Origin of the sequence: Halobaculum saliterrae (assembly GCF_009831625.1) — an archaeon.
GTDB classification, from domain to species: Archaea; Halobacteriota; Halobacteria; order Halobacteriales; family Haloferacaceae; genus Halobaculum; species Halobaculum saliterrae.
The window spans coordinates 135,100-156,142 of the sequence record NZ_WUUS01000001.1 but is presented as its reverse complement, the minus strand read 5'-3'; the positions used below and the strand labels follow the sequence as shown (position 1 = coordinate 156,142).

The window sequence follows — 21,043 nt, the reverse complement described above, 5'->3', positions numbered from 1 at the left end:
CTCGACTACGGCATCGAGGACGGTACGGTCGGCCGATCGGGCTCGGGTACACGGGCGTCGGGACCGCGAGGTGTCGTTGCAGCCGCCGGCTCCGGTGCGGCGCGGACGCTCAGGTCTCGACCGATCGCCGGATCGGTCCACCGTTCACGCTCCCGTTCGCGGTCGGCTATCGACTCGCTCGTGTCCGATCCGTCGGCAGTGGACTCGGTTCCGCTCGACTCCTGAACCACGTAGCGCTGGCCGACTATCGGGTCCAGCAGGCTGTCGACGGGGGCCCGGTCGTCGCGCAGGACCGGCACGTCGTCCGTCCGCGGCGCCTCGGCGTACGTCCGGATCTCCGCGGCGAGATCGATGCCGACGTCGCGTCGGTCGTTGCGTGCGAGCAGCTCCTCCTCGGAGAGCCGGGTCCCGTTCTTCGTGGCGATCAGCTCGATGTTCTGCACCACGCCGCCGCCGACGGTCGGGAAGCTGTACACCTGCGGGAACTCCCGCGACATGGTCCGGTACTCCGCGCGGTAGAACTCCGAGGCCGGGCCGCTGGCCGCCGATATCAGGTTCGCGAAGAGGATCCCGTCATCGTCGAGTCGACTGCTCGCCAGCGACATGAACTCCCGCGTCGTCAGCTCGAACGGCACCTTGTCCTTCTGATAGGCGTCGAGGACGATCAGGTCGTACGTGCGGTTCGTCTCCCGGAGGAACTGGCGGCCGCCCTCGTTGTGGACGTTCAGTCGCTCGGACTCCTCGACGCGGAAGTACTCCTTCGCCGTCGAGATCACCGCCGGGTCGATCTCGGCCACGTCGACGGTCACGTCGTCGTACTCGTGGACGAACCGCTTCGGGCCCGTGAACCCCCCACCGCCGATGAACAGCACCCGGTCGATCTCGTCGGGATCGTCCGCGTAGAGATACGGGAGATGGAAGTAGCGCGTGTACTCGAACACGTGCCGGTTCGGCTCGTCCAGGTCCATCGCGCTGTGGCGCTGGCCGCCGAGATAGAGGGTGCGGGTGTCGCCGAGGTCGACGACTCGGAGGCTCTGGTACGGGGTCTGCGTCTCGTGGACGACCTCGCCCTCGACGGTGTAGCCCGCGGCCCCGGTCGCGGCCGAGGCGACGAGCAGCAGCGCGACGAAGCCGGTGACGGTCGCGCGCTCGCGGCCGATGGGTCGACTGATCGCGACCGCGGTCGCGATCGAGAGCGCCCCGAAGGTCAACGCGATCTGGTCGATCCCGAGCGACGGGATCAGGAGGTACGTGGTGGCGAACGCCCCGACGATGCTGCCGACGGTGCCGAGCATGTACACGTGCCCGGACGCCTCGCCGGTCCCCTCCTTCGTCGACAGCTCCGCGGCGTACGGGCTGACGTAGCCGAGGAGGTACGTCGGCGGCCCGAACAACAGCGTCACCGCCGGCAGCGACGCGACCCGGCTCGGGAGGGGGAACCCCGACGTGGCGCGCAGGAGCACGTCGCCGACGAGGATCAGTCCCGCGACGTAGGCGGCCGTCAAGAGGAACACGCGGGCCATCCGGCCGTTCGTCGCGCGTTCCGCGGCCTGCTTGCCGCCGCGGTGGTAGCCGTAACTGAGCGCCGCGAGGAACACGCCGATGATGGTGCCCCAGGTGTAGATGCTGCTGCCGAACTGCGGGGCGATCATCCGCCCGGCGAGGATCTCCAGTCCCATGCTCGCGACCCCGGAGATGAACACCGCGATCTCCGGCCTGCTCAGTCGGAGGGCGTCGAACCGGCGGGTCGTACTCATCGTCGGTGCCACGGGTCCGAGCGTCATAACTGTTCGACGAACCGGAGGTCGCCGTGGGTTCGAACCGTCGCCCGAGAGGAGAAACGCACTTGGCTCGCGGCGAGGAAGGGGCGAGTGGCCGATGACGAGGTGACCGCTCCGAGCCCGGGTGGCACCGGCGCGATGCGGAGCCCTATGAGTGCCGAGGCCAGCTTTCTACCCATACATCTTCGAGGAGGAAAACGGGCATACGTAGATCAATCCCGCCTCCTTCGTGGTGAGGGAGGACGGCCGTAACTTCCGGTCGAATAGAGTACACTCTGAGTCCCGAAACCAGCCCCCCGGCCAGAGACCGCCGGCGTCGTGTCGCCGACTGCGCGCTCCAGCGGGTCCGAACGCCGTCCTCGCAGGCCACCGACGTGGTTCGCGTTCCACCGGCCCGATTCTCGGCTGCGGCCGAGCGATCCGGACGCTTGCGACTGGATAGTCCTGATACCGGAATCGGAATCTTGAGCGGTGATTTGACTCTGTTTGTTCAGTTATATTCTCCTTACTGAAAAGTAATGCTATATTTCACGCGTCAAGATTAAAAACTTCGCCCACATACTCATCATGGCTTGGCGATTCGATAGCGACGGACGGTGAACCAACAGCAAGCATACGGAATACTCCCTCGCCACCTGCTCACACAAATGGTAACAATACTGTACACGTTCGACAGGCGTTTCATGTGGAAGACGTTCGAGGCCGTCGACCGCCACGTCACGGTCACGACCGCGGCGCTACCCCTGCGGCCGGAGGCGGCGAACTACCAGTCGTCGATTCCGGAACTGGAGGCGTCCATCGAGAGCGCGGCCGACCTCGACGCGGCCGTCTACGAGGCCGACCCGGACGTCGTCGTCCAGAACCACCGGTTCGAGGCGGCGGCCCTGGGCGAGCGTCCCGCGTTTCACGACGAGTATCCGGTCGTCCACCTCAGACACGGGGCGTCCGTCGGCCGGGGCGAGATCGACAACACGACGCGTGATCTCGGCGATGTCGTCGACCTCGCGCTGGCGCCGGGCGAGCGGTGGGCCGCCCGCTACCGCGAGGCGTTTCCCGAGAGCGTCGACATCGCCGTCGTCGGGATCCCTGAGGCCGACGACCTCGTCGGGACCGACCCACCCCGCGAACGGTGCGTGCTCTACGCGCCGACGAACCACAACTACGGCGGCGGGTGCTACCTCGAGACGGCCGAGGTCGTCCTCGACACGTTCGCCGACACCGACTATCGACTCCTGTTCAGGCCGCACCCGATGGACCGAATCGAGGAACCCGGCGCGTCGGTCACCGAGCGGTGTCGGGAGCGCATCGCGGACCTCCGCAACGTCGTCTTCGACGAGGCGGACACGCCCCGCGAGAGCATGCTCGCGGCCGATCTGTTGGTCTCCGACTACTCGGGCATCGTCACCGAGTGGCTTCACACGGGGCGGCCGCTCGTCCAGTTGACCGCGGTGGCGAGCGGCAGCGACGTGCCCGAACTGGGCTACGCAACCGACGAGCTCACCCTCGAAACGATGGACCGGCTCTACGAGAACGGCTACCCACCGACCATCGAACGCCGCGTCGACGAGCAGCTCGCCGCGCTCGGGATTCCGATGGACGGCCACGCCGGCGAGCGCGCCGCCCGGGAGGTGGTCGGATGCACGCAGTGATCCTGGCGGCCGGCGAGGGAAGCCGGATGGGGCCCCACACGGACGACATCCCGAAGGCGTTCATGCAACTCGGCGACGAGACGCTGTACGAGTACCAGCGGGATGTCCTGGTCGATCACGTCGACGAGGTGACGGTCGTCCTTGGCTACGCCGCAGAGAACGTGATCGGGGAGGTCACGTCGGCGCGAACGGTCGTCGTGGAGGACTGGGCCGACTACGAGAACGCCGAGTCGCTCCGACGCGGGACCGCGGCCGTCGACGACGACGTGCTCGTGTTGAACGGCGACGTGATCGTCGCGGAGTCGGTCGTTGAACGCCTCGTCGACAGGCACGCCGTGTCGCCCGGTCGCAGCTTCGTCGCCGCCATCCCCGGCAAGCAGGACGGATCGACGGCGATCCGCTGTGACGACCGCGGCATCGTCGCCGACTACGGGATGATCCGCGGTCATCGCCATGCCGGCGTGGGGATCGTCGACCGCTCGCACCTGACGACCGTGCGGGCGTACCTCGCCGCCAACCGACACGAGTGGTACCCCGGCATCTACACCGCCGTCGAGACGGAGATGATGCCGATCTCGGCGGGTCGACACGTCGAGATCAACTCCCCCAGCGACAAGGTCGCGGCCCTGGATAAGCTCCCGTTCGACCCAGCCGACGGGGTCGATCTCCAGACCTGAACGGCGGGCTACTTCTCGTGCGAACCGTCCTTCCGCCGAGACGAAGGAGTTAATCAGACGCTTCGCTTGGACAGTGACAATGGAGATTATCGGGCATCGGGGGTGTGCCGATCAGTATCCTGAGAATACCGTCACCGCAGTAAAACGCTCCGCGGAGTACGTCGACGCTATCGAGGTCGACGTCCGGCGATGTGCGTCCGGCGAACTCGTCGTCTTCCACGATGAGACCGTCGACCGCCTGACCGGGGCGAGCGGTCGCATCGATGACCTCACCTGGGCGGAGCTGTCGTCGCTCGAAGTGCTCGACTCCGGAGAGACGGTACCGCTGCTCTCGTCGGTGCTGTCGGTCTTCCCCGACGGCGTCCGCGCCCAGATCGAACTCAAGGACTGCGGGTTGGCGGCCGACCTCCGCGAGGTCGTCACCGGAGCCAATCCCGATGTCTCGGTCTCGTCGTTCCGTCCGGCGGCGATCGAGGAGGTCAACGAACTCGATTGGGACGTGCGGACTGGTTACCTCTTCGAGGACGACCCGGAGGGGAACCTGAACACGGCAGTCGGCCTCGGGTGTGATACCCTGCACCCCCACTACGACCTCTGTCTCCGGACCGACGTCGTCGACGCCGCCCACGCAGAGGGGATGGAGGTCGTCGCGTGGAAGGCCGCCCGCACGAGCGACGAGGTCGCGGCGCTCCGAGCCGCTGGAGCCGACGGCGTCACCGCCGACCGCTGGGACATCGCGTAGGGCGTGCGGACCGGGGCGGAACCTGGCGCGGCCGACGACCGACCCTGAGGATATCTGTCAGCTGGAGGGAAGGCAGCTCCCCGACGGTTCCACGCTCACTCCCCGGGCCACTCGTCGGCCGAGAGCGGCTCGCCCGAGAGGAACCCCTCGATCCCCTCGCTCGCGTCCGCAGTCGTGCACAGTGCGGCGAACCGCTCGTTCGAGTAGTCCAGCGCCTCGTGGTAGGGGAGCTCCTCCATCTCGTAGTACGCGCGCTTCCCCATCTGCACGGCCTCGGGGCTCTTCGAGGCGATGGTTTCTGCGAGCTCGACGGCGCCGTCGACGTGGTCGCCCTGGGGGGTGACCCGGTTGACGACTCCCCACTCCTGGGCGGTCTCCGCGTCGATCAGCTCCCCGGTGAGCACCATCTCCAGACACCGCTTGCGCGTGAGCGTCCGCATCAACGGGACCGACGGTCCCATACAGAACAGCCCGACCTTCGGCGCGGTCGCCCCGAACATCGTTCCCTCGGCGGCCACGGCGAGGTCACACGCCGCAACCAGCCCGAGCCCGTTCGCGGCCGCGTGGCCGTGCGCCGCGGCGACGACGGGGGTGTCGATCTCCGCGAGCGTGTGGAACGGGTCCTCCATCCGCGCGACCCACTCCTCGTACTCGGCCTTCGTGTCGTGGTCGCCGTGCTCGGAGACGTCGATGCCCGCGGAGAAGGCGTCGCCCGCGCCGTCGACGACGACCGCCCGCACGTCGTCGCGCTCGTCGAGGTCGTGTAACGCGTCGTCGAGGTCGATCGCCAACTCGGTGCTGAACGTGTTCATCGCCTCCGGGCGATCGAGGGTGATCCGGCCGACGTAGCCGTCGCGGTCGACCTCGACGGTGTCGTACGTCCCGTCTCCGTGTGGATCGCTCTCTGATACCATGGTGGGCGATCCGTGAGCACCCCCATAGTAGTTCGCTCGCACTGTCCAGCGTCGCCGTGGGCTCCCTGAGCCGCGGGCTCACGGACCACGTTCCCGAGATCGAATCGGTGTGGTATGAATACACGCATCGGGCGTCAGCGGTACACTCGGAGCTGGTACCTCCGAACCCCGAGGGTTCTCGCCTCGTTGTGACCGATCGGTCGGCGTGTTCCCACGTAACCGACGGTACGTGGCTGAATGACTACTGGATCAGCTCATGACAGAATGTTTGTCCGGAAAGAATCCGGCTCGGAACACAAATGCGGAACCCTTATGCGGTCGACGGCTGTTCGTTCAGTCGCAATGGCAAACGGTAAGGTCGATTTCTTCAACGACACTGGCGGCTACGGTTTCATCGCGACTGAGGACTCCGACGACGACGTGTTCTTCCACATGGAGGATGTCGGCGGCGAGGATCTGACGGAAGGGACCGAGATCGAGTTCGACATCGAACAGGCCCCCAAGGGCCCGCGCGCGACGAACGTCGTCCGCGCATAATTCCGGCTCACACCGTCGCCTGACGGCGACATCGCTGTGATCCGTTTCTTCACCGACGCAACCGACCGATAGCGACGCTCCCGACCCGCGCAGATCCCGAAAAGCGAGAGTGTCCGAGAGCAGCCGATCCGCGGCGTTCGCTCCTCGCCGCGGCCACGCTCGGTCGTCCCGATGTGAGCCGTCGGACGTCGCGAACGTCCCGCGGCTTACGCCGGCGATTCGGTCTCGTTCGCCGACGCCTCCGTCTCGGTTTCGTTCGGCAGTTCGGTGGTCATCGGCGTCTCGGTTTCGTTCGCGGGCATCTCGGTTTCGTTCGCGGGCATCTCCGTCTCGTTCGCGGGCATCTCGGTTTCGTTCGCGGGCATCTCCGTCTCGTTACCGTCGGCGTCGCTCGGGAGCGTCACCGACGTGGTCGCGTCCTCCGCGAGCGAGAGCTGGAAGCCCGGTCCGCTGGCGTTCTCCGTGTCACTGGCGTTCTCCGCGTTGAGGTACCCGACCGCGTACGCGGTGTACGCCGAGCCGTCCGCGAGCGACACGTCGACCGTGGTGACGACACTCCCGTCGTTCTCGGCGGTCGCCTCGCGGATCTCGAGCGTGTAGTCGCCCGCGGGGACCGTCATGTAGTCGGACACGCCGGCGTAGGACACGTTCTCGGCGATGACCGTGCCGGTGCCCTCGACGGTGACGTCGACGGTCGGCGCGTCCGGCGAGAGGTGCGCAACGGCGACGGCCGCCTCACCCTCCGCGGGCTGGCGCGCGTCGTCGCGGATGAACAGCGGCGCGAACGGCTGGCTCGCGTTCTCGCTCACCTCGCCGCTGGCGGCGATCGTCGTCACCGACCGCGGCTCGACGCTGACGTTTCCGTCGTACACGACGTCACCGGACTCCGCGGCGGTGATCGTCAGTCTGTGATCCCCGGCACCGATCTCGAGATAGTCGGACGCCTCGCCGAGCTCGACGCCGCTCACGATCGTCTCGTTGTCGAGCGCGACGTCGACGGCGGGCGCATCAGCCGAGGCGTGGACGACGCGGAGATACGACGTCTCCTGCGTCGACGGTCCGTCGGCCTGTTGTTGCAACGCCGCCGCCGGCGACGCGCCGGCCGGCCCGCCGAGGGCCGCCCCGCTGACGACGACGCTCCCGGCGAGAAGTATCACGAACGCTACTGCGAGTGTCTTGGTGGGTGGATCTTCCATCGCGTTCGGTTGACACGTCTGCATGGTGGTTTGTTATGAGCCGGCCCGTACGACGTCGCCGTCCCGGCGGGGTTCGCGGTCGGCGCGTAGCGTCGCCGTACGTCGGTCGCTCGTCGTCCGGACACGTTCAGGCGGTCGGCCTCCCGTCCGGCGGTAAGGTCGCCGTCAGGAGAGAAATCGGACGTTGTGTTCGCGTACGTCGAACGTTCCCGTTCGCTCCACGGCGCCCCGGCGACAGCGGTGGACGGCCGAGCGGAGGGTCCGACTCAGGCGCCGGAATCCGTCGTCGTCTCGGCGGCCTCGGTCGGCGTCCCGGTCTCCTCGCCGCCGCCGGTACTCGTACCGTCCGGAGTGGCGGTGCCCGTACCGACCGGGGTGCTCGTGCCGGTCTCGGCGGCGCCCGAGTCGACCACGGCGAGGACCTCGAGCGGTGCGTCCGCGGACTCGCCTTCGGGGGTGCCGTAGCCGGTGACGAACAGCGTCATCACGGCCCCCGCCTCGAACGACACGTCGGCCATGCCGACGGCTTCACCGGCCGCGGAGGTGCTGGTCCCCGTCGGGGTCTCCGTCTCCATCGGCGTCCCGGTCTCCGTCGGCGAGCCCATCGGCGTCCCGGTCCCGGTCGCGTTCGCGGTCTCGGTCGCGGTTCCGGTCGCGTTCGCGGTCCCGGTCGTGGCGCCCTCGGTGGCTGTGACCTGTAGCTCGTAGTCCCCTACCTGCACATCGACGTACTCGCTCGCCTCCGCGAACGCGACGCCGTCCACGGTGACGTCGGCCTCCTCTCCCGTCACGGAGATCGAGGACGCGTCGGGTACCGCGTTGACGACTCGGGCCGAGGTCCCCTCGCTGGGCGGCTCCACCTCGTCGTCGAAGACGTTGATCGCGAGCTCCTGGTTGTTCCCGGAGACCTCGCCGAACGCCCCGACGGTGAACGCGCCGACCTGGAACTCGATCTCGCGTTCGAGCACCGGCTCGCTCTCGCCCGTCGCCGTCACCGTCACCGGGTACGTGCCCGGCGCGAACGCGTAGTACTGACTCACGTCCGTGTAGCCGACGTCCGTGAGCACCTCCTGTCCGGCGATGGAGACGTCGACGTTCGGCGCGTCCGGCGAGAGGTGCGCGATGCGAACGACCGTCATGCCGTCGGCGACCGCGGCCGCCGGATCGTCGGTCGTCTCCGGGGCCGCCTCCGCCGACCCCTCGGTCTCCGCCTCCGTTTCGACCGGCGTCTCCTCGTCGGTTACCTCCTCGACCGTGCCGACCGTCTCGTCGGTCACGTTCGTGCTGTTGTTCGTCGCACCTCCACAGCCGGCGAGGCCGACGCCGACCGCCGCGCCGAGTGCCGCTGTGAGCTGTCGTCGTGATACGGTTCGTCGGGACATGCGGGTGTTCCCGTCCGACCGCTGTCGCTTTGTTATGCGTCGGGGGGGAGATCACACGGTCGGATTACGTTCGGGCGTCGGCCGCGGGGGCTTGCCCGTCCCGTTCGTACGCTCCCGTTGTCGGCGCGGCCGCCGTCCCCCGGGGGGACGCTCGGCCGATCGACGGGTGGTGTTCGTAAGTCCTCCGTACGTGCGATCGTTGACGAGCCTACCCGTTCCGTGAGCGAGCCTATCCGGTCGTGACGACCTCGACCACGTCGCGGTGGTCGAGGACGGCGTCCGAGCCGACCTGCCGGCCGCTCCGACAGTCGATCCCGTGGAGGAAGCCGTCGCCGATGTCCGAGTGAAGCGTGTACGCGAAGTCCTCGGCGGTCGCGTACCCCGGAAGCACGAAACAGTCGCGGAAGGGCCCCTTGCTCCAGTTCCCGCTCGCGCTTCCGGGGAAGACGGCCTTCGCGTCGAGCTCGTCGAACAGCGCCGCCTCGATCACCGACTGGACGCCCGTACCGCCGTACTCGGTCACGAACTCGCGAATGGCCTCAAGCCCCTTCGCCTGCTCGTCGCTCACGTCGCCAACGACCTCGAAGTCCGAGTCCCCCTGGGTGTAGTCGACGACGCCGGCCTCGTCGGCCTTCTTCAGCGACCCCTCGGCGTGGGCGCTGACGGGCACCACGGTGAGGTGTTCGTACTCGGGGTCGCTCGTGATCTCGTCGTAGTTCTCGCGGGCGGCGGCGGTGTCCATCTTGTTCGCCGCGATCACCATCGGCTTCGTGCGCTTGCGGATCTCCCGGGCGAGGTCGAACCGGTCGTCGTCGTCCCACGTCTCCGGGTCGAGTTCCAGATCGAGCGACAGGACGACCTGCTTGATCTCGTCCTTGTTCGTGCGGAACGCGCTCATCTGCTCGGCGAGCACCTCCTCGACCCCGACCTCGTCGCCGGGGTTCGGCCCCTGATACATCGACTCGTACTTCTCGATCCCCTTCCCGAGGACGTCGAGGTACCACTGGTCGAGCTCCGCCTCGAGGAAGTCGATGTCCTCGCGGGGGTCGTGGCCCTCGGTGGGCTCGCCCTCGATGTCCGTCTCGCCGGAGAAGTCGACGACGTGGACGAGCACGTCCGCCTCGTTGAGGTCCGAGAGGAACTGGTTGCCGAGCCCCTTGCCCTCGTGTGCGCCGGGGATGAGCCCCGCCACGTCGACCAGTTTGACGGGGACGAACCGGGTGTCCTCGCGGCAGAAGCCGTGGTTGGGCTCGCACGTCTCCTCGAACTCCGGGGCGGGGCAGTCGACGCCGACGTACGCCTCGCCGACGCTGGGGTCGATCGTCGTGAAGGGGTACGCGCCCTCGGGCACGTCGTTCATCGTCGCCGCGTTGAAGAAGCTCGACTTCCCGACGGACGGCTTCCCGACGAGACCGATCTTGTAACTCATTACCTTCGCTGGGCCGTCCCGACTGAAACGCGTTTCTACCGGAGGGCGCCTGTGTCGCCCGTTCACATGGGATCCGCGTCGGGGCGATCCGTCGCTGTCACGACTCGCAGGGGCTGGTCGATGCTTCACCGGTCACGACCCGCACGGGCTGGTCGATCCCCGCGGCCGCCAACCCGTCACAGCCGCGGAACTGTCGTCGTCGCCGGAGCGACACGATCGCCGGATCCCGCGGGAGCCACGGCACGGACTCTCTCGGAAGCCCTATACGTGAAACTGCCCTCCCTTGCCCTATGAACTACGCCGACGCGCTCGACAGAGCCTACGACGAGTTGCCCGACAGCCCCGCCGACGCCGGCGAGCGGCTGCAGGTCCCCGACCCCGAGGGACAGACCGACGGGGCGTTCACCCGGCTGACGAACGTCTCGGACATCGCCGACGCGCTCTCGCGCGACGCCGAGCACCTCCACAGCGCCATCCAGCGCCAGCTCGGGACGAACGGCCAGTTCGAGGACGGCGTCGCCCGCTACAACGGGTCGTTCTCCATCGCCGACTTCGACGCCGCCATCGACGACTACATCGCCGAGTTCGTCACCTGCTCGGAGTGCGGGCTCCCCGACACCGTTCTCAAGACCGAGGACGGCGTTCGGATGCTGCGCTGTCAGGCGTGCGGCGCGTTCCGCCCGGTCCAGAAGCGCTCGTCCGCCTCCAGTCAGCGCTCGCAGGCGCCCGACATCGAGGAGGGCAAGACGTACGAGCTGGAGATCACCGGCACCGGCCGCAAGGGCGACGGCGTCGCCGAGAAGGGGAAGTTCACCGTGTTCGTCTCCGGCGCCCAGGAGGGCCAGACGGTGCAGGCGTACGTCCACAACGTCTCGGGCAACCTCGCGTTCGCCCGCCCGACGTAAGCGACGCTCCACCGGGGCCAGCCCCGGGCGACACGCACGGCGCGTCATCGGCTACGGTTCTCGCGTTTTCGCGGCTCTCGCGGTTCGGTCCGTCGCGGCGCTCTCAGCGCTGACAGCCGGGGCGCAACCTACTTTCCTCGCGGCGACGCCCCCGCGATATGGCGCGCCTCGACGTCTCCGACGGCTTCGACGTACACGACTATCGGAGCAAGCTGAAGCTCCTTCGACAGGACGCCGGGTCGATGTCGCTGGCGAACCGCGAGGGACTCGGCTGTCCCGCCTGCGGCGACCCGTTCGAGCGGCTGTTCGTCAGCGACGACGAGACGGTGACGTTCTCGTCGGCGCCCGAGGGCCCCATCTGTCTCGCCCGCACCGACGACCGACTGCTCGTCATGACGCACTGAGCGGGCGCCCGCGAAGCCGGCGGATCGCCGCTCCGCTCGCGGTCCACTCGCACCCCCTCCCCCGTTCGGCTCGCCTCACACCACCCGGTTGCGCATCCCCTCCGAGTCGCCCTCGGCGAGGCGTCGGTAGTTCTCCGCGAGGATCTCGGTCCACCGTTCGGCCTTGTGGGGGGTGCTCCCGGCCATGTGCGGCGTCACGACGACGTTCGAGAGGTCCCACAGCCGCGAGTCGGCCGGCAGCGGCTCCTCCTCGAACACGTCGAGGGCGGCGCCGCGGATCAGGTGCGACCGCAACGCCCCGACGAGCGCCTCCTGATCGCAGACCTCCCCGCGGGCGACGTTGACGAGCACGCCGTCCTCTCCGAGGAGGCGCAACTCGTCGCCGCCGATCAGCCCCTCGGTCTCGTCGGTGAGCGGGCACGCGAGCACGAGGTAGTCGGACGCGAGACACACCTCGTGGAGGGCATCGGGGGACCGCGGTTCGTCGACCGCGTCGGGCATCGAGTCGAGGTCGCGCTTCACGCCCCACACGTCCATCCCGAACGCGCTCGTGAGTTCGGCGACGCGGGTGCCGATGGCGCCGACGCCGACGATCCCCACGGCCTTGCCGCGCAACTCGCCGCCCTCGCGGCGCTCCCAGCGCGAGTCGGCCTGCTGGCGCGCGAGCGCGTGGAGGTCGCGCTCGAAGTTCAGCATGTAGCCGAGCACCTGTTCGCCGATCGGCTCGGCGTGGACGCCCGCGGCGTTGGTGAGCGCGATCCCGCGGTCGACGAGGTCGTCAACCGGGAGGTAGTCGACGCCCGAGGACAGCGCCTGGACCCACCGCAGAGAGTCGGCGCGGTCGAGCAGGTCCTCGGGGAGTCGACCGACGACGAGCCCGTCGGCGTCGGCGAGGTGCTCGTCGGTCTCGGCGGGCGTCGCCGCGGCGAGGACACGGTCGGCCGGGATCCCGGCGTCGACGAGGCGGTCGCGGAGGTCGGCCCCACGGTCGGGGCCGACGGTGTGGGCGAACAGGAGGGTGGGTTCGTCGATGGACTCGTCGGTCATGTCGACCGCGTCGGGCGGTCGCGAGAAAAGGTCCGCGGTGCCGTCCGCCTACTCCTCGGGCTCGAAGTCGAGCGCGACGGAGTTGATGCAGAAGCGCTCGCCCGTCGGCTCCGGTCCGTCCTGGAAGACGTGGCCGAGGTGGCCGTCGCAGGTGGCGCACTTCACCTCCACGCGGGACATCCCGTGGCGGGTGTCGTCCTCCAGCGTCACCCGCTCCTCGTCGGCGGCGTAGAAGCTGGGCCAGCCGCAGCCGGAGTCGTACTTCGTCTCGGACTCGAAGATCACGGTGCCACAGCCCGCACACCGGTAGACGCCGTCGTCCTTCCGGTCGACGTGCTCGCCGGAGAAGCGCGCCTCCGTGCCGCGCTCGCGGAGGATCTCGTACTCCTCCTCGGTGAGTCGCTCGCGCCACTCCTCGTCGCTGTCGGGGATCTCCTCGGGAGTCGCGTCGGCTGAGTCGCTCATACCGGAGGGAGGGCGTCGAGACGCATGAACCCACGGTCGACTACTCCGGGAACAGTTCCTCCTCGCGCTCGATCCCGTCGATCCGCTCGTGGTCCTCGGGATCGAGGTCGAGGTCGGCCGCCGCGAGGTTCGCGCGCAGGTGCGCCTCGCTCGACGCCTTCGGGATCGTGACGACGCCCTCCTTGTCGGCGAGCCAGGCGATGCTCACCGCCTCCGGCGTCGCGCCGTGTCTCTCGGCGACCGTGCGCACCGCCTCGACCTCCCGAACCCGGCCGCCCGCGAGCGGCGAGTACGCGACCAGCGGGTAGCCGTGCTCGACGGCGTGCTCGCGGAGCGCGGGACGCCGGAACAGCGGGTGGTACTCGGTCTGGTGGGCGGCCAGCGGGGCGTCGAGCAGATCGATCGCCTCCGCCAGCTCGTCGCGTTCGAAGTTCGAGACGCCGACGTGCCCGACGAGGCCGTCGTCGACGAGCGCGTCGAACGCCGCCAGCGTGCCCGCGGGTTCGTACCCGCCCTTCGGTCGGTGAACGTACAGCAGGTCTACCGCGTCGACGCCGATGCGGTCCAGACTGGCCGCAGTCGACGGACGGACCTCGTCGGGAGCGAGGCGGTCGATCCACGTCTTCGTCGCGACGGTCACGTCCTCGCGGGCGACGACGTCCGCCTCGACGGCCGCGGCGAGCCCCGTGCCGACGGACGACTCGTTCTCGTACACCTGCGCGGTGTCGAGATGCCGATACCCCACGTCGAGCGCCGTCCGGACCGCGGCGGCGCCCTCGTCGCCGTCGAGGCCCATCGTGCCGAGGCCGACGGGCGGGAGATCGAGATCCGTGTTCACACGCGGCGGTCGAGGGGCGGGGAGAAAGCGTCGACGATCAGGTACAGATCGCCTGGAGGTCGTCGAGCCCGTCGATATCGTACGTCGGCGTCACCGAGAGCGTCCAGTCCTCGCGGTGTGGGCGGCGGATGAACGCCGAGTCGATGCCGGCGTTGTCGGCCGCCTCGATGTCGGACTCGTTGTCGCCGACGAACAGGGCCGTCTCGGCGTCCAAGTCCGCGAGCGCGCGGTCGATGTAGTGGCTGTTCGGCTTCTTGTGGCGGAGGCTCTCGACGGTCGGCTCGCGGCCGTAGGCGGTGTCGAAGAGGTCGGCGACGCCGAAGTGATCGAGGAGGAACTCCACCGTCTCGTGCTGGTTCGAGGAGACGATGCCGAGCGGCGACGAGAGGTCGCGTAACACGTCGATGTCGTCGTACAGGCGCTTGTTGCCCTCGCGGACCTCGCGGCGCTGGGCCTCGAACGCGGTCCGGTCGCGCATCGCCCAGAACTCCCGCGGCGTGAGGTCGTAGGTGTCGCACACCTCCTCGACCTGCCCGGGCGAGACGCCGACCACCATCGACTCGACGTGTTCGGGGTCCGGATCGGCCACCGAGAGCGCCTCGAAGGCGTCCCAGGCGGCCTCGTGGAGCACGTCGTAGTGGGTGCGCCCCACGAGCACCCCGTCGTTGTCGAAGACGATCGCGTCGTACATGGCGGTAGTGGTGCGCCATCCCGCATAAGCGTTTCACCGTGGACGGCCGCGGACTCGACCGGCCTCGCGGCGGCGCGACGGATCTCGCGACGACCACGGCGCCGACCACGTGAGAACGCTCGCCGAGCGAACCGGGGCGGGCTCCGTGACCCCGGCGAGGACGGCGCCGTCGACGTCGACGGGCCGGCGTGGGCGTTCGTGCCGACCGACGCGGCGTCCCCGCCCGCGACTTCGGGAACGGCGTCCGTATTGTCCGCTGTCGAAACCGACACCCCGTCGTTCCTCGAAGGCCGACCCGAGACGCGATGCCGGATCCGACAGCCACCCGACGAGACGACGCTCCCGGGACGGTCACGGTCGAGTCCGGCGCGCGCCTGCACTTCGGCTTCGTCAACCTCTCGCTGGCGCACGAGCGGCTCTACGGCGCCGTCGGCGTCGGCCTCGACGCGCCTCGGGTACGACTGCGAGTCGCGCCCGCCGACGCCGTCGAGACCGACCACCACGCCGTCCGCGATTACGCCGAGCGCGCGTGCGACCTCCTCGGGGTCGACGGCGCCCGCGTCGCCGTCGAGGCGGCGCTCCCGCGCCACATGGGGCTGGGGAGCGGAACCCAGCTCGCGCTCGCGACGCTCGCGGGCGTCGCCGGCGCCCACGGACGCGACCCGAGGGTGCGGGAGCGCGCCCCGGCGCTCGGTCGGGGCGGTCGCTCGGGCGTCGGCGTCGCGACGTTCGAGGGGGGCGGCTTCGTCCTCGACGCCGGCCACCCGACCGGTCGGTTCACCGCCGACCGGCCCGCCGACGGCGACTGGCGGGTTCCCGCAGTCGCCGCGCGCCATCGCGTGCCCGACGACTGGCGTTTCCTCCTCGTCGTCCCCGACGCCGACCCGGGCCGCGACGGCGACGACGAGGACTCGGCCATCCGGCGCGCGGTCGAGGACGCCGACCCCGCCGTCGCCGACCGCGTCGCCGGCACGATCCAGCGACGCCTGCTTCCCGCCGTCGCGGAGGGGTCGGCCGAGCGCTTCGGCGCCGCGGTCGAGGAGGTCGGCCGACTCAACGGCGCGTGGTTCGCCGACGAGCAGGGCGGCGTCTACCGCCCGCCGGTCGGCGACGTCGTCGCCGAATTGAAGCGATCGCCGGCGGTGTACGGCGCCGGGCAGTCGTCGTGGGGACCGACCGTCTACGGCGTCACCAATGCCGGACGGGCCGGGGACGCGCGCGACGCCGGGGAGGACGCGCTCGCGGCCGCCGGCGTCGACGGCGACGTGCAAGTCGTCGAGCCGCGGAACCGGGGGGCCGAGATACGCGCCGACCGGCACAACGCCTAAGCGCGCGCCCGAGCGAGGGGACGCATGGACCGGATCCCGTTCGGCGTCGCCCAGCTCGACTCGGTGCTGGGCGGCGGCGCCCCCGAGGGCAGCGTCGTGCTCGTCGCCGGGGAGTCCGGCGCCGGCGCCCGGGAGTTCGTCTACACGAGCGCCGCGATGAACGCGCTCGCCTGCGTCGACGAGGAGACGTTCGACCTCTACTACGGCGACCTCGACGACGCCGCGACGGTTCCGCCGGAGGTACACTACCTCTCGTTCACCACCGACGCCGACTACATCGAGCGCGAACTGCGCTACACGATGGCCGACGAGATCGTCGACGCCGCCGTCGACGGGATCGACTTCGTCGACCTCTCGCCGGAGTACTTCCAGCTGTCGTCCATTCCCCGCGAGTGGTACATGGGCGCCACCAGCACCATCCACGACCTGGGGAGGGCCGGCAACCGCGACGGCGTCCTCTCGGCGTTCGGCGAGTACCTGACGGACAACGCGGCCGGCAACCTCGTCGTGATCGACTCGATCACCGACCTCGTCGGCGCCTCCGGCGGCGATGTCGAGTGGGAGGACGTGGCGATGCTCGTCCGGGGGCTCGCGAAGGCGGTCCACTCGTGGGGTGGGCTGCTGCTCGCGCTCGTCAACACCGACACGATCACCGACCGACAGCTCGGCCAGCTCGTCGACGGCAGCAGCGGGACGCTCCAGTTCAGCTGGGAGTCCGGCGGCTCGAAGCGCGCGCGGACGATGGTCGTCCGGGAGTTCCGGGGGGTGCTCTCCCAGCTCGAGTCGGAGAACATCGTCCGGTTCGAGACGGAGATCCACGACGGCGGCCTCGACATCAGCGACGTGCGGAAGATCCGGTAGCCGGCCCGAGTGCCGCCGTCCCGTCCCCCGATCGGCCGCCGAATACTCGCCCCGATAACCGGGGCGGTAGTATTTACACGCCGGGCGGCTACGTCCTCCTGAATGGCTGGCGAGCAGATCACGGGACTCCCGGAAGTCCTCCGCGAGTGGGTGTTCTCCCACGCCGAGGAGACCGGCCGTCCGCCCGAGGAGGTGCTCGCTCGGGCGGTCACGCTGTGGCGGCTCCTCGACGAACACGAGGAGTCGCTTCCCGACCCGGGATCGCTCGCCGACGACGCGTCAACCGTCGGACCGGACGGGACCGCCCCCGAAGCGGCTCGACTGGACCTTCTCGAGGACCGCGTCGACGAGTTGGACGCCGACCTCGACGAGAAGATAGCGGACGTCCGCTCGCGGGTCGTCCAGGTCAAACGCGAGGCGGACGCGAAGGCCGACGCCGACCACGACCACCCGGGGCTTCGCGAGGCGGCCGAGGCCGGGGACGCCGACCTCGACGAGGAGGTGGCGGCGCTGCGTGACGATCTCGACGACCTCGAAGGGACGTTCGAGGCGGGGTTCGCCAACTACGAGGACGTGCTCGAGTACCTCACCGACGCCGCCGACGAGCACGACGCGAAGCTCTCGGCGCTGGCGCGGGCGGTCGCCGACCTGCGGACGCGCGTCTCGACGATGGAGGCGGAGGCGGCGACCCGTCGAGCCGCCGCCGACCTGAAGGCGGAGGCGAACCGCCACGGCGTCGCGGCGGCGGCGTGCGACTCCTGCGGGTCGACGGTGCGGGTCGGACTGCTGTCGGCGCCGGAGTGTCCCCACTGTGCGGCGACCTTCGACGCCGTCGAACCCGCCTCGGGGTTCTTCGGGTCGGCGTCGCTCACCGTGGGCGATCGGCCCGCGATCGAGGGCGAGACGGTCGAGGAGACGGACCCGAGCGACCTCTTCGAGGAGGACGCGGATGGCTGAGGAGCCGTCCGAGGGCGACCGCAGGGACGACGGCGACGGGGAACCCCACGACCCGTTCGGCGACGAAACGAATCCGGACGACGTCCCCTCGGTCGAGAACCCGTTTCCGGCGGACGGCCCCGCCGCCGACATCCCGACGGGAGACTCCTCCGACGACGACAGCGACGGCGACGGCGACGGCGTCGGGAGGGAGGTCGACGGCGACGCCCCCCTCGGCGACCTCGCGCGGGAGGTGAGCCGCCGGCGACGCCGCGGGGACGACCACTCCGACCCCGATCCGGACGATGACCCGTTCGAGGAGGTCGACGTGGGCGACCTCGACGAGGACGAGCTCTGGGCGTCGCTCTCGGGCGAGGGATCCGGGGCGGAGACGGCCGCCGCGGGGGGGCCGAGCGCGGACGTGTCGGCCGGATCCTCGGCGGTTGCGGAGCCGAACGCCGTTCCCGTCGACGGCGCCGACGGCGGCGACGCACGTCCCGAGCACGTGCTCGACAAGCGCCAGTACTGCCAGCGGTGTCCGTACCTCACGGCGCCGCCGGAGGTGGCGTGCGAGCACGACGGCACCGACATCCTGGAGGTCGTCGACGCCGACCGGTTCCGCGTCCGCGGGTGCCCGATGGTGACCGACGAGGGGAGACCGGCGTTCTCGACCGCGGGCGAGGCCGAGCGAAGCGAGGCCTCGATGGCGAACAACGAGGTAGACGCAGTCGACGGTGACGGCCCCGTCGCGGACGACTTCGACGCGTAACGCATACCGGGTCGCGGGCGCAAGCCTCGCCAATGCAGTTCTGTGACGAGTGCGGGTCGATGATGCGGACCGAGGACGGCGTGATGGTGTGTTCCGCCTGCGGCGCCACCGCCGAGCGCGACGAGGAGCGCGCCGCCGAGTTCGTCTCCACCGAGGCCCAGACCGACGACGACGTGATCGAGACCGAGGAGGGCGCGAACTTCGAGGGGAAGCCCACCTCGGAGGACGTGATCTGCGACGAGTGCGGCCACACAGTCGCGTGGTACACGATCAAACAGACCGGCGCCGCCGACGAGCCGCCCACACGGTTCTTCAAGTGCAAGGAGTGCGGCTATCGCTGGCGGGAGTACAACTGACGACGGGCTTTTGTCACCGTCGCGAGAGACCCGGATATGGCCCTCCACGATCGCGTCCGCGATCGACTCAGACCCTGGCACGCGCTCATGCTCGTCGTCTTCCTCGCCGGCACCGCCCTCCAGCTCGCCGGGGGTGCAGAGCCGTTCGTCGCGGTGCTCTCCGGGCTGTTCGGGCTGGTCGTCTTCCAGTTCACCGTCGGCAACGTCTGGGCGTCGGCCGTCGAGTACCGCAACGCGGGCGGCGCCTGGAGCGACGCCCCGTTCCTCGCGCCGTTCGCGCTCGCCGGGATCGCGGCGGCGGCGGCGTACGTTCTCACCCGAAGCCTCGCCGGGGCCGCGAGCGCCGCGTTCTGGGTGTTCGTCCTCGCGCTCGCGGCCACCGCGGTCGTGGTCAACCTCGCCGTCGGCTACCGCGAGAGCGACGCCGCCGACGCCTCACAGCGCGTCGAGTAGCCACTCACCCACGGCGTCGCCGACCTTCCCCGACTGCCCGACGAAGAAGTGGTCGGCCGAGAACTCCCGGCGGTCGAACCCGAGTTCCCGCGCGCGCTCGACGACCGGCTCCCAGTCGGCGGTGTCGTCGCGGGTCGCGTACACCACCTGCGCGGGGCAGTCGATGTCCGCCATCGCGGCCACGGCGTCGAGGTCGGACGCGAGCCGCGCCGTCGGCGCCAGCGCCGAGACGGCGTCCGCGTCGCCCTCCGATCCGACCAGCAGGGCCAGACAGCCCCCGAAGCTGAAGCCGAACAGGCCGACGCGGTCGTAGCGCTCGCGCGCCCACGCGACGGCGTTGCGGGCGTCGGCGCGCTCGCCGTATCCCTCGTCCCAGTCGCCGTAGTCGAACCGGAGGCAGTCGACGCCGCCGGCGGTCAGGACCGACGAGACCGCCCGGAGGCGCTCGTCGCCGCGGTGGCCGCGGTGCTGCGGATGCGGGGGACACGCGACCACGCAGGCGTCGGCGTCGCCGGCGGCGGTCGCGTCCGCCGGGGTCGCCTCCGACTCGGCCCCACGGTCGAGCGAGGCGCGCACGTCGCGTCCGCCCGGCACGAGTACGTCGGTCATGCGTTCGGCTGCGGTCGCGCCCCGCAAAACGGCGTCGACCGTCCTCTCGGTCGGGTGAGATTTATACGGCCAGTTGTCCTAGCCGAGAGCATGGGAATCCTCTCTCGCGCCTCCTACGTCGTCCGCTCGAAGGTCAACGCGCTCCTCAACCGAGCGGAGGACCCGTCGGAGTCGCTCGACTACAGCTACGAGCAGATGCGCGACGAGCTTCAGGACGTGAAACAGGGTATCGCCGACCTCACCACCCAGAAGAAGCGCCTGGAGATCCAGAAGCGTCGCCTTGAGGAGAACGTCGAGAAGCACAACGAACAGGCGCGGGAGGCGGTCCAGCAGGACCGCGACGACCTCGCGCGCAAGGCGCTCGAGAAGAAGAAGTCGAAGATGAACCAGATCGAGGACCTGGAGACGCAGATCGCTGAGCTGCAGGACACCCAGGACCGGCTGGTAGACAAGAAGGACGAGCTTCAGGGCCGCATCGAGGAGTTCCGCACGAAGAAGGAGACGATGAAGGCGCGCTACGAGGCGGCGGAGGCCTCGACCCGCGTCTCGGAGGCGATGTCCGGCGTCGGCGACGAGATGGGCGACGTGGCCCGCTCGATCGAGCGGGCCGAGGAGCGCACCGAGGAGATGGAGGCGCGCTCGCAGGCGATGGACGAGCTGCAGGACACCGGCGCGTTCGACGACGCGCTCTCCGACGAGGACGAGATCGACCGGGAACTCAGCTCCGGCCGCACCGACCGCGAGGTGGACGCCGAGCTGGAGACGCTGCGTGCCGAACTGGGGAAGGGTTCCGCCGACGACGGCGACGGCGACGCCGACGCGGCCGACACCGCGACCGAGTCCGACGACCTCGTCGACGAGGAGGTCGAGGCGGAGCTGGAGGAGCTCCAACAGGAGGAGGACGCCGACGCCTCGAAGTGAGACGGTCGACCCCCGCCACCCTCCCGTACCGTCCGTCCTCGATACTGCCCGTTTCGTCCCGTCTTCGCCCCGTCTCTGCCCCTGTCCACGCTCACACGCTGCTGCCACCCGTGTGTCCTCGGCCGTCCCGCTTTTCATCGCCGGTCGAGATGA

Annotated in this window: 23 protein-coding genes; 13 read left to right on the top strand and 10 right to left on the bottom strand. The window is 69.7% G+C overall.

Going from position 1 to position 21,043, the window contains the following annotated elements:
• Positions 1-5 precede the first annotated feature (5 nt).
• Positions 6-1,757, bottom strand: a complete 1,752-nt coding sequence (locus GRX01_RS00785; RefSeq protein ID WP_159662450.1) for a spermidine synthase — start codon at positions 1,755-1,757, stop codon at positions 6-8.
• A gap of 671 nt (positions 1,758-2,428) precedes the next feature.
• Here GRX01_RS00785 and GRX01_RS00780 point away from each other — a divergent pair.
• The 3 genes from GRX01_RS00780 to GRX01_RS00770 all read left to right on the top strand — a co-directional run bounded on the left by GRX01_RS00780 (position 2,429) and on the right by GRX01_RS00770 (position 4,849).
• Complete coding sequence (locus tag GRX01_RS00780) at positions 2,429-3,430, top strand: CDP-glycerol glycerophosphotransferase family protein (RefSeq protein ID WP_159662448.1); 1,002 nt, start codon at positions 2,429-2,431, stop codon at positions 3,428-3,430.
• Positions 3,418-4,107 (top strand): NTP transferase domain-containing protein, encoded by a 690-nt coding sequence (locus GRX01_RS00775; RefSeq protein WP_159662446.1) that lies wholly within the window; start codon positions 3,418-3,420, stop codon positions 4,105-4,107. Before GRX01_RS00780 ends, GRX01_RS00775 begins: the two co-directional genes overlap by 13 nt.
• Before the next feature lie 79 nt (positions 4,108-4,186).
• Positions 4,187-4,849 (top strand): glycerophosphodiester phosphodiesterase, encoded by a 663-nt coding sequence (locus tag GRX01_RS00770; RefSeq protein ID WP_159662444.1) that lies wholly within the window; start codon positions 4,187-4,189, stop codon positions 4,847-4,849.
• Positions 4,850-4,944: 95 nt separating this feature from the next.
• On the opposite strand, the gene GRX01_RS00765 is transcribed toward GRX01_RS00770, so the two are convergent.
• Entirely contained in the window at positions 4,945-5,763 is an 819-nt protein-coding gene (locus GRX01_RS00765; RefSeq protein WP_159662443.1) for an enoyl-CoA hydratase/isomerase family protein, read from the bottom strand.
• A 342-nt stretch (positions 5,764-6,105) separates the two neighbouring features.
• On the opposite strand from GRX01_RS00765, the gene GRX01_RS00760 reads away from it, so the two are divergent.
• Complete coding sequence (locus tag GRX01_RS00760) at positions 6,106-6,300, top strand: cold-shock protein (RefSeq protein WP_113275558.1); 195 nt, start codon at positions 6,106-6,108, stop codon at positions 6,298-6,300.
• Between the two features lie 206 nt (positions 6,301-6,506).
• On the opposite strand, the gene GRX01_RS00755 is transcribed toward GRX01_RS00760, so the two are convergent.
• The 3 genes from GRX01_RS00755 to GRX01_RS00745 all read right to left on the bottom strand — a co-directional run bounded on the left by GRX01_RS00755 (position 6,507) and on the right by GRX01_RS00745 (position 10,307).
• Positions 6,507-7,457, bottom strand: coding sequence for a DUF4397 domain-containing protein (locus tag GRX01_RS00755; RefSeq protein WP_159662441.1), 951 nt, complete (start codon positions 7,455-7,457; stop codon positions 6,507-6,509).
• A 305-nt stretch (positions 7,458-7,762) separates the two neighbouring features.
• The gene (locus tag GRX01_RS00750) at positions 7,763-8,878 is read right to left on the bottom strand and encodes a DUF4397 domain-containing protein (protein WP_159662439.1); all 1,116 of its coding nucleotides are present in this window, start codon (positions 8,876-8,878) and stop codon (positions 7,763-7,765) included.
• A 229-nt stretch (positions 8,879-9,107) separates the two neighbouring features.
• Positions 9,108-10,307 carry a redox-regulated ATPase YchF gene (locus GRX01_RS00745; protein WP_159662437.1) on the bottom strand — a complete coding sequence of 400 codons (1,200 nt, stop codon included), beginning with the start codon at positions 10,305-10,307 and terminating at the stop codon, positions 9,108-9,110.
• A 290-nt stretch (positions 10,308-10,597) separates the two neighbouring features.
• Between GRX01_RS00745 and GRX01_RS00740 the strand changes: the two genes are divergently transcribed.
• Positions 10,598-11,212 carry a translation initiation factor IF-2 subunit beta gene (locus GRX01_RS00740; protein WP_159662435.1) on the top strand — a complete coding sequence of 205 codons (615 nt, stop codon included), beginning with the start codon at positions 10,598-10,600 and terminating at the stop codon, positions 11,210-11,212.
• Between the two features lie 158 nt (positions 11,213-11,370).
• Complete coding sequence (locus GRX01_RS00735) at positions 11,371-11,616, top strand: DUF7385 family protein (protein ID WP_159662433.1); 246 nt, start codon at positions 11,371-11,373, stop codon at positions 11,614-11,616.
• 75 nt (positions 11,617-11,691) lie between these two features.
• Here GRX01_RS00735 and GRX01_RS00730 read toward each other — a convergent pair whose 3' ends face one another.
• The 4 genes from GRX01_RS00730 to GRX01_RS00715 are packed head-to-tail and all read right to left on the bottom strand — an operon-like array spanning position 11,692 to position 14,657.
• The gene (locus tag GRX01_RS00730; RefSeq protein WP_159662431.1) at positions 11,692-12,663 is read right to left on the bottom strand and encodes a D-2-hydroxyacid dehydrogenase; all 972 of its coding nucleotides are present in this window, start codon (positions 12,661-12,663) and stop codon (positions 11,692-11,694) included.
• A 48-nt stretch (positions 12,664-12,711) separates the two neighbouring features.
• Entirely contained in the window at positions 12,712-13,128 is a 417-nt protein-coding gene (msrB, locus tag GRX01_RS00725) for a peptide-methionine (R)-S-oxide reductase MsrB (RefSeq protein ID WP_159662429.1), read from the bottom strand.
• 40 nt (positions 13,129-13,168) lie between these two features.
• Complete coding sequence (locus GRX01_RS00720) at positions 13,169-13,966, bottom strand: aldo/keto reductase (RefSeq protein WP_321167843.1); 798 nt, start codon at positions 13,964-13,966, stop codon at positions 13,169-13,171.
• Between the two features lie 37 nt (positions 13,967-14,003).
• The gene (locus tag GRX01_RS00715) at positions 14,004-14,657 is read right to left on the bottom strand and encodes an HAD family hydrolase (RefSeq protein WP_159662427.1); all 654 of its coding nucleotides are present in this window, start codon (positions 14,655-14,657) and stop codon (positions 14,004-14,006) included.
• Between the two features lie 305 nt (positions 14,658-14,962).
• Here GRX01_RS00715 and GRX01_RS00710 point away from each other — a divergent pair, with 305 nt between their 5' ends.
• From GRX01_RS00710 to GRX01_RS00685, 6 genes are all read left to right on the top strand, one after another.
• Entirely contained in the window at positions 14,963-15,985 is a 1,023-nt protein-coding gene (locus GRX01_RS00710) for a beta-ribofuranosylaminobenzene 5'-phosphate synthase family protein (RefSeq protein ID WP_159662425.1), read from the top strand.
• A gap of 24 nt (positions 15,986-16,009) precedes the next feature.
• Complete coding sequence (locus GRX01_RS00705; protein WP_159662423.1) at positions 16,010-16,846, top strand: RAD55 family ATPase; 837 nt, start codon at positions 16,010-16,012, stop codon at positions 16,844-16,846.
• Positions 16,847-16,948: 102 nt separating this feature from the next.
• Entirely contained in the window at positions 16,949-17,803 is an 855-nt protein-coding gene (locus GRX01_RS00700) for a CopG family transcriptional regulator (RefSeq protein WP_159662421.1), read from the top strand.
• Entirely contained in the window at positions 17,796-18,551 is a 756-nt protein-coding gene (locus GRX01_RS00695) for a hypothetical protein (RefSeq protein ID WP_159662419.1), read from the top strand. The genes GRX01_RS00700 and GRX01_RS00695 overlap by 8 nt, the downstream gene beginning before the upstream one ends.
• Before the next feature lie 32 nt (positions 18,552-18,583).
• Positions 18,584-18,907: a transcription factor S gene (locus GRX01_RS00690; RefSeq protein WP_159662417.1), complete on the top strand. Its 324-nt coding sequence runs from the start codon at positions 18,584-18,586 to the stop codon at positions 18,905-18,907.
• Between the two features lie 36 nt (positions 18,908-18,943).
• Complete coding sequence (locus GRX01_RS00685; protein WP_159662415.1) at positions 18,944-19,360, top strand: hypothetical protein; 417 nt, start codon at positions 18,944-18,946, stop codon at positions 19,358-19,360.
• Here GRX01_RS00685 and GRX01_RS00680 read toward each other — a convergent pair.
• Entirely contained in the window at positions 19,343-19,969 is a 627-nt protein-coding gene (locus GRX01_RS00680; RefSeq protein ID WP_159662413.1) for a dienelactone hydrolase family protein, read from the bottom strand. The two genes, GRX01_RS00685 and GRX01_RS00680, sit on opposite strands and share 18 nt — an antisense overlap.
• 90 nt (positions 19,970-20,059) lie before the next feature.
• Here GRX01_RS00680 and GRX01_RS00675 point away from each other — a divergent pair, with 90 nt between their 5' ends.
• Positions 20,060-20,890, top strand: coding sequence for a PspA/IM30 family protein (locus GRX01_RS00675; protein WP_159662411.1), 831 nt, complete (start codon positions 20,060-20,062; stop codon positions 20,888-20,890).
• Positions 20,891-21,043 lie beyond the last annotated feature (153 nt).